This window comes from bacterium (assembly GCA_036524115.1).
Taxonomy (GTDB): Bacteria; JAUVQV01; JAUVQV01; order JAUVQV01; family DATDCY01; genus DATDCY01.
Window position 1 is genome coordinate 1 of record DATDCY010000175.1, and the last position, 5,460, is coordinate 5,460.

At 69.2% G+C, this 5,460-nt stretch carries 6 protein-coding genes; 1 reads left to right on the forward strand and 5 read right to left on the reverse strand.

Annotated elements, in window-relative coordinates:
* On the forward strand, positions 1-2,445 hold a 2,445-nt coding region (locus VI078_08390; GenBank protein HEY5999304.1), incomplete at its 5' end, for a glycosyl hydrolase family 65 protein.
* 37 nt (positions 2,446-2,482) lie between these two features.
* Here the strand turns inward: VI078_08390 and VI078_08395 are convergent.
* From VI078_08395 to VI078_08415, 5 genes are all read right to left on the reverse strand, one after another.
* Positions 2,483-3,835 (reverse strand): ice-binding family protein, encoded by a 1,353-nt coding sequence (locus VI078_08395; GenBank protein HEY5999305.1) that lies wholly within the window; start codon positions 3,833-3,835, stop codon positions 2,483-2,485.
* A 149-nt stretch (positions 3,836-3,984) separates the two neighbouring features.
* Positions 3,985-4,332 carry a hypothetical protein gene (locus tag VI078_08400; protein ID HEY5999306.1) on the reverse strand — a complete coding sequence of 116 codons (348 nt, stop codon included), beginning with the start codon at positions 4,330-4,332 and terminating at the stop codon, positions 3,985-3,987.
* Positions 4,333-4,360: 28 nt separating this feature from the next.
* Complete coding sequence (locus tag VI078_08405) at positions 4,361-4,675, reverse strand: BON domain-containing protein (GenBank protein ID HEY5999307.1); 315 nt, start codon at positions 4,673-4,675, stop codon at positions 4,361-4,363.
* A gap of 61 nt (positions 4,676-4,736) precedes the next feature.
* Positions 4,737-4,883, reverse strand: coding sequence for a lmo0937 family membrane protein (locus VI078_08410; protein HEY5999308.1), 147 nt, complete (start codon positions 4,881-4,883; stop codon positions 4,737-4,739).
* A gap of 46 nt (positions 4,884-4,929) precedes the next feature.
* Positions 4,930-5,220 (reverse strand): hypothetical protein, encoded by a 291-nt coding sequence (locus VI078_08415; protein ID HEY5999309.1) that lies wholly within the window; start codon positions 5,218-5,220, stop codon positions 4,930-4,932.
* Positions 5,221-5,460 lie beyond the last annotated feature (240 nt).

Here is a 5,460-nt window from a genome sequence, read left to right on the forward strand (position 1 = left end):
CGGGGGGATCTGCTGTTCTCCAACGGGTTCGGGGGATTCACGCCCGACGGCCGCGAGTACGTCATCACGACCCAGCCCGGGCTGGTCACGCCGGCGCCGTGGGTGAACGTGATCGCCAACCCGCACTTCGGGACCGTCGTCTCGGAGAGCGGGTCCGCCTGCACCTGGAGCGTGAACGCCCACGAGTACCGGCTCACCCCCTGGCACAACGACCCTGTCGGAGATCCCGGCGGGGAGGCGTTCTACCTCCGCGACGAGGAGAGCGGCCATTTCTGGTCCCCCACGCCGCTGCCGACCCGCGGGGCGACGCCGTACGTCAGTCGCCACGGCTTCGGGTACAGCGTCTTCGAGCACATGGAAGACGGCATCAGGTCGGAGCTGTGGGTGTACGTGGCCACGGACGCGCCCGTCAAGTTCTCGGTCCTGAAGGTGACGAACGCCTCGGGCCGACCCCGCAGGCTCTCGGCCACCGCGTACGTGGAGTGGGTGCTGGGAGACCTGCGCCCGAAGACGGCGATGCACGTGGGCACCGAGATCGACCCCAGGACGGGCGCGCTCTTCGCGCGGAACCCTTTCAACGCGGAGTTCGGGAACCGGACCGCGTTCCTCGATGTCGACGAGGGGACGCGCACCCTGACCGGCGACCGGACGGAGTTCGTCGGCCGCAACGGCACGCTGCAGCGGCCGGCCGCGATGGCCCGCACGCGGCTCTCGGGCAGGGTGGGATCCGCGCTGGACCCCTGCGCCGCCATCCACGTCCCCTTCGATCTGGCCGACGGGCAGGAGCACGAGATCGTGTTCAGGCTGGGCGCCGGGCGGGACGCCCACGACGCCGGTCAGCTGGTGAGCCGTTTTCGGGGAAGCGCAGCCGCGCGCGGGGCGCTCGAGAAGGTCTGGCAGCACTGGAACCACACCCTCGGCGCCGTGCAGGTGGAAACGCCGGACCCGGCCGTCAACGTGCTGGCGAACGGCTGGCTCGTCTACCAGACGCTGGCCAGCCGCCTCTGGGCCCGGTCCGGGTACTACCAGGCCGGCGGCGCCTTCGGCTTCCGCGACCAGCTGCAGGACGCGATGGCGCTCGTCCACGCGGCGCCGGGGCTGGTGCGCGAGCACCTCCTGCTCTGCGCGGCCCACCAGTTCAGGGAGGGCGACGTTCAGCACTGGTGGCACCCCCCTTCGGGCCGCGGCGTGCGCACGCACTGCTCGGACGACCTGCTCTGGCTGCCCCTGGCGGTGTGCCGCTACGTGCTGACCACCGGGGACGCCGGCGTGCTGGGCGAGACGGTCCGCTTCATCGAGGGCCGCCCCGTGAACAGGGAGGAGGACTCCTACTTCGACCTTCCCTACCCCTCCGAGGAGACCGCGAGCCTGTACGACCACTGCGTGCGCGCCATTGTGCGGGGCCTCGGCCGGGGCGAGCACGGTCTGCCGCTCATCGGCTCGGGCGACTGGAACGACGGGATGAACCGGGTCGGGGAGCAGGGCAGGGGCGAGAGCGTCTGGCTGGGGTTCTTCCTGTGCCGGGTGCTCGCCGAGTTCGCCGAGGTCGCGCGCCTGCGCGGCGACGCGTCCTTCGCGGAACGCTGCCGGGAGGAGGCCGCCGGACTGCGCGCGAGCATCGAGGAGCACGGCTGGGACGGCGACTGGTATCTGCGCGCGTTCTTCGACGACGGCACGCCGCTCGGGTCGGCGCGCAGCCCCGAGTGCCGGATCGACTCCGTGGCGCAGAGCTGGTCGGTCCTCTCCGGCGCCGGGGACGCCGCGCGGTCAAAGGCGGCGATGGAGGCGGTGGACCGGCTGCTCGTCCGGCGCGACCGGGGCCTGATCCAGCTCCTGGACCCGCCGTTCGACACGTCGCCGCTGGATCCCGGCTACATCAAGGGCTACGTCCCGGGGGTCAGGGAGAACGGCGGCCAGTACACGCACGCCGCGATCTGGACGGTGATGGCGTTTGCGGCCCTGGGCGACCGCGTCCGCGCGTGGGAGCTGCTGGCGCTGATCAACCCGGTGAACCACGCGCGGTCTCCTGGGGAGGTCGCGACCTACAAGGTGGAACCGTACGTCGTGGCCGCCGACGTCTACGCGGTCGACCCGCACGCCGGGCGCGGCGGGTGGACCTGGTACACGGGCTCGGCCGGCTGGATGTACCGGCTGGTCCTCGAGTCACTCCTCGGGGTGAGGCGCGAGGGGGAGACCCTGCGCTTCGCTCCGTGCCTGCCGGAGGGATGGGACTCGTACAAGGTGCACTACCGCTACCGGGAAACCGTCTATCACGTCACCGTGCTCCAGCCGGGCGATGGCGGCGCGGGCGGCGCGGGCGGCGTGACCGTGGACGGCGTGGCGCAACCCGATGCCGCGATCCCCCTCGTCGACGACCGCCGGGAGCACGCGGTCGAGGTGAGGGTCCCGGCGGCCGGCGCCGACACACGGTCCCCGCGGGGTTGACCGCCGGCGCCGCCGCTGAAGACGATGAGGCCGTCGGTTACGGCTCGTAGTACGTGACATCCAGCTGCGGACGCAGCGTCGCCCCCGCGTTGCCGCTGGAGAACCGCAGGTAGTCCGCAACGAAGTCGTTGTTGGAGCCGGTTGCGAAGCGCAGACGGAATTGCGTCGTCCCGGCGCGGTTGATGGTTGCCCTGCCAGCGGCGCTCAGGTCGGCGCTGTACCAGGCGCCGACAGGGACGGCGCCAAAGGCGGCAATCGCCGACCTGGTGGCGGCTGCCTGAAAGTCGCCGACCTCCAGATTCGCGGTCGGACCGAAATACGGCCTGCGGATGTCGACCAGCAGGCGGCCGTGCGTGCTGAAGGGATCTACTCCGACCAGCCCCTGCCGATTCATCCTCAACGTGGCTGCGGTGATGACCGCTCCGTCCGGCAGGCCTGAGGTGTCGAAATGCAGAATGGCACGGTACTGCTTGTTCGCCGCGTTGTCGCCGAGCAGGAGGGTGACGGCAGTCGCGTTCTTCGAGCCGCCCCTGCCGCTGTTCGCGGCGGACTCAAGCACCCAGCCGTCCGCGGCAGCATTCGACGTGAAGCGGCTCCTCTTGTTCAACGGCGGGATCACCACCTGGTTCATTGCCAGGGTAACGGCAGTCTGGGCCAACGCTCTGCCTTCGAGCGACGCACCGGTTCGCAGATGGATGGCCTTCGCGGCCAGGAGGGTCCCTTCGACGTGTGCGGTCGTGCCGATCTCGACGCCCACGCCGCCGCCGACCTGCCAGAAGATGTTCTTGGCCTGCGCCCCCCCGCTCAACAGGACGTCCGCACCCGAGCCCAGCGTGAGGTTCCCGGCGATCTGGAAGATCCAGACGTCATCTCTGGCGCCTGCGAGGGTCACGGACGTCGTGATCAGGACGCCGGTGCTCCACTTGTAGAGGCCGGGAGCAAGAGTTCTGCCGCTGAGATTTCCGGCGTACAGGTTGGTGAAATCGGGGAGCGTCCGCCCGGCGGCGTCCCTGTACGCGGCTTCCATGTTGTGAACGGCCGTGGTCAGCATTGCGGGGGTGGGACTGGCGTAGTCGGCTGCGAAGACCCTCCCGGTGACTTGCGGCGAGGTCGAAAACCTGTTCGAGCCGTCAAGAACCAGGGAGAATCCGGTGATGGCGGTCGCAGCGATGGGGCTCACGCCGAGATTGCCGGTTATGGCCGACGCCGGGACATTGGTGATTCCGGTCTTTGACAGGATCGCGAAGGGAGCGGCTGCCCCGAGGTTCACCGGCGCCGGGCCTGCCGCCCGCGCCACCTGCGCGGTGCCCAGGGTGAACGCGACGACCGACGCCGTCATCGCCCACAGGCGGACTGCTTTGCCGAACAGCTTACGTGCTGGCCTTCTCATGGTACATCCTCCTCCACAATTCAACGGCACGAGCACTTTTGGTGCCTCGGGCGTCGGATCGGAAACTCGATGGAGCGCTGCGGCGTGGCGCAACGCGGCGGGAACAATGAGGCCGCCCGGTGTTCCTGGGCGGCCTGCCGCCTGCTCAGCTAGTTCTTGTCGTGCCCCTTCTTCTGGCCCTGGCCGCGGTCGTCGCCCTGGCCCTGGCCACCGCCCTGGCCCTGGTTGCCGCCCTTGCCCTTGAACTTGACCTCTTTCGGGTAGCGGTCCCGCGGCAGCTCGGCCCAGGGCCCGCTCCGTGTGCGCGAGTAGGACCAGCTGTTGTTCTGGTAGTAGTAGTAATAGCCGCCGTGGTGGTAGTAGGGGTCGGCGTCCAGCACCACGATCGACGGCAGCGCCGGCACCACGGCGACGCCGTAGCCCCCGCCCGCGGGTCCCACCATGCACCCCGCGAGCAGCAGGGTCGCGACCACCTCGACGAGCAGCGTTCTCCTCATCGGCTTCCCCTCCGCGCGAGACAGCCCGCTACTTCACGATCAGGCTGTTCTTGACCGACTTGACGCCCTTGACCCCGCGGGCAACCTCCCCCGCCCGGGTGACCCGCTCGGCCGAATCGACGAAGCCGCTCAGCTGGACCTCCCCCTTGAACGTCTCGACGTTGATCTGGAAGACCTTGAGCGTGGGCTCGCCGAGGATGGCGGCCTTGACCATGGTCGTGATGGTCGAATCGTCGATGTATTCCCCGGTGCTCTCCTGTGTCCGCGTGGCCGCGCACCCCACGAAGCCGATGCCCAGCGCGATCAGGACCAGAATGCTCACCAGCCCCTGTCTCTTGTTCATGATGCAATCTCCCTTCCGCGTGATCGGACCGGGGCCGAGGGCAGTCCTCCCCCGGCCGCACCTACCCTCTGCGTCCCCCGATGAAGTTGAGCAGCACCACGATCACGGCGATCACCAGCAGGATGTGAATGAAGCCGCCCATCGTGTAACTGCTCACCAGCCCCAACAGCCACAGGACAATCAGGATCACCGCGATCGTCCACAACATGACGTCCTCCCTTCGTTGAGTCGGAGGGTTCGGAAAGCGTCCCGCCCTATCCCTTGAGCTTCGCCGCCGCTGCGCCCACGCCGGCCTTGAGGGCTTCCCAGGTGGTCTCGACCTTCTTCCGAGCGGAGTCCCACGTTCCTTCTCCCGCCGCGGCCAACTCCGAGAGCCTGGAGCCCGCCTCGTGCACCTTGCGGTCGAGTTCCTCGAGGTGCTTGTTGATCTCGATCTGCGCGTCCGCCTTGGCTCCCGCCGCCCTCGCCCTGAGCTTGGCGATGTCGGCCTTCCACTCGTCCAGCTGCGCCTGACGCTTCTGCCGATACAGTTCCTTCTCGTTCATCGTCCGTCCTCCCGTCATGTTCCCGCCCGCCGCGGCCGGCGTCACTTCCCCGCTCCGCGTCCGCCGCCCCTCGGCGACTGCTTTTCCTGATCGCCCTTTCGCTGGTCCTCAGGCACGCCCCCCGGCTCCGGGGCCCCAATCGCCCCTCCCTGGGGCTCGGGAACTCTCTTGAACTGGTGCTTGCCGGCCGGCAGCGGCGGCCCGGGGCCCTTCGCGGCAGGCGGTGCCGGTTTCTTGAAG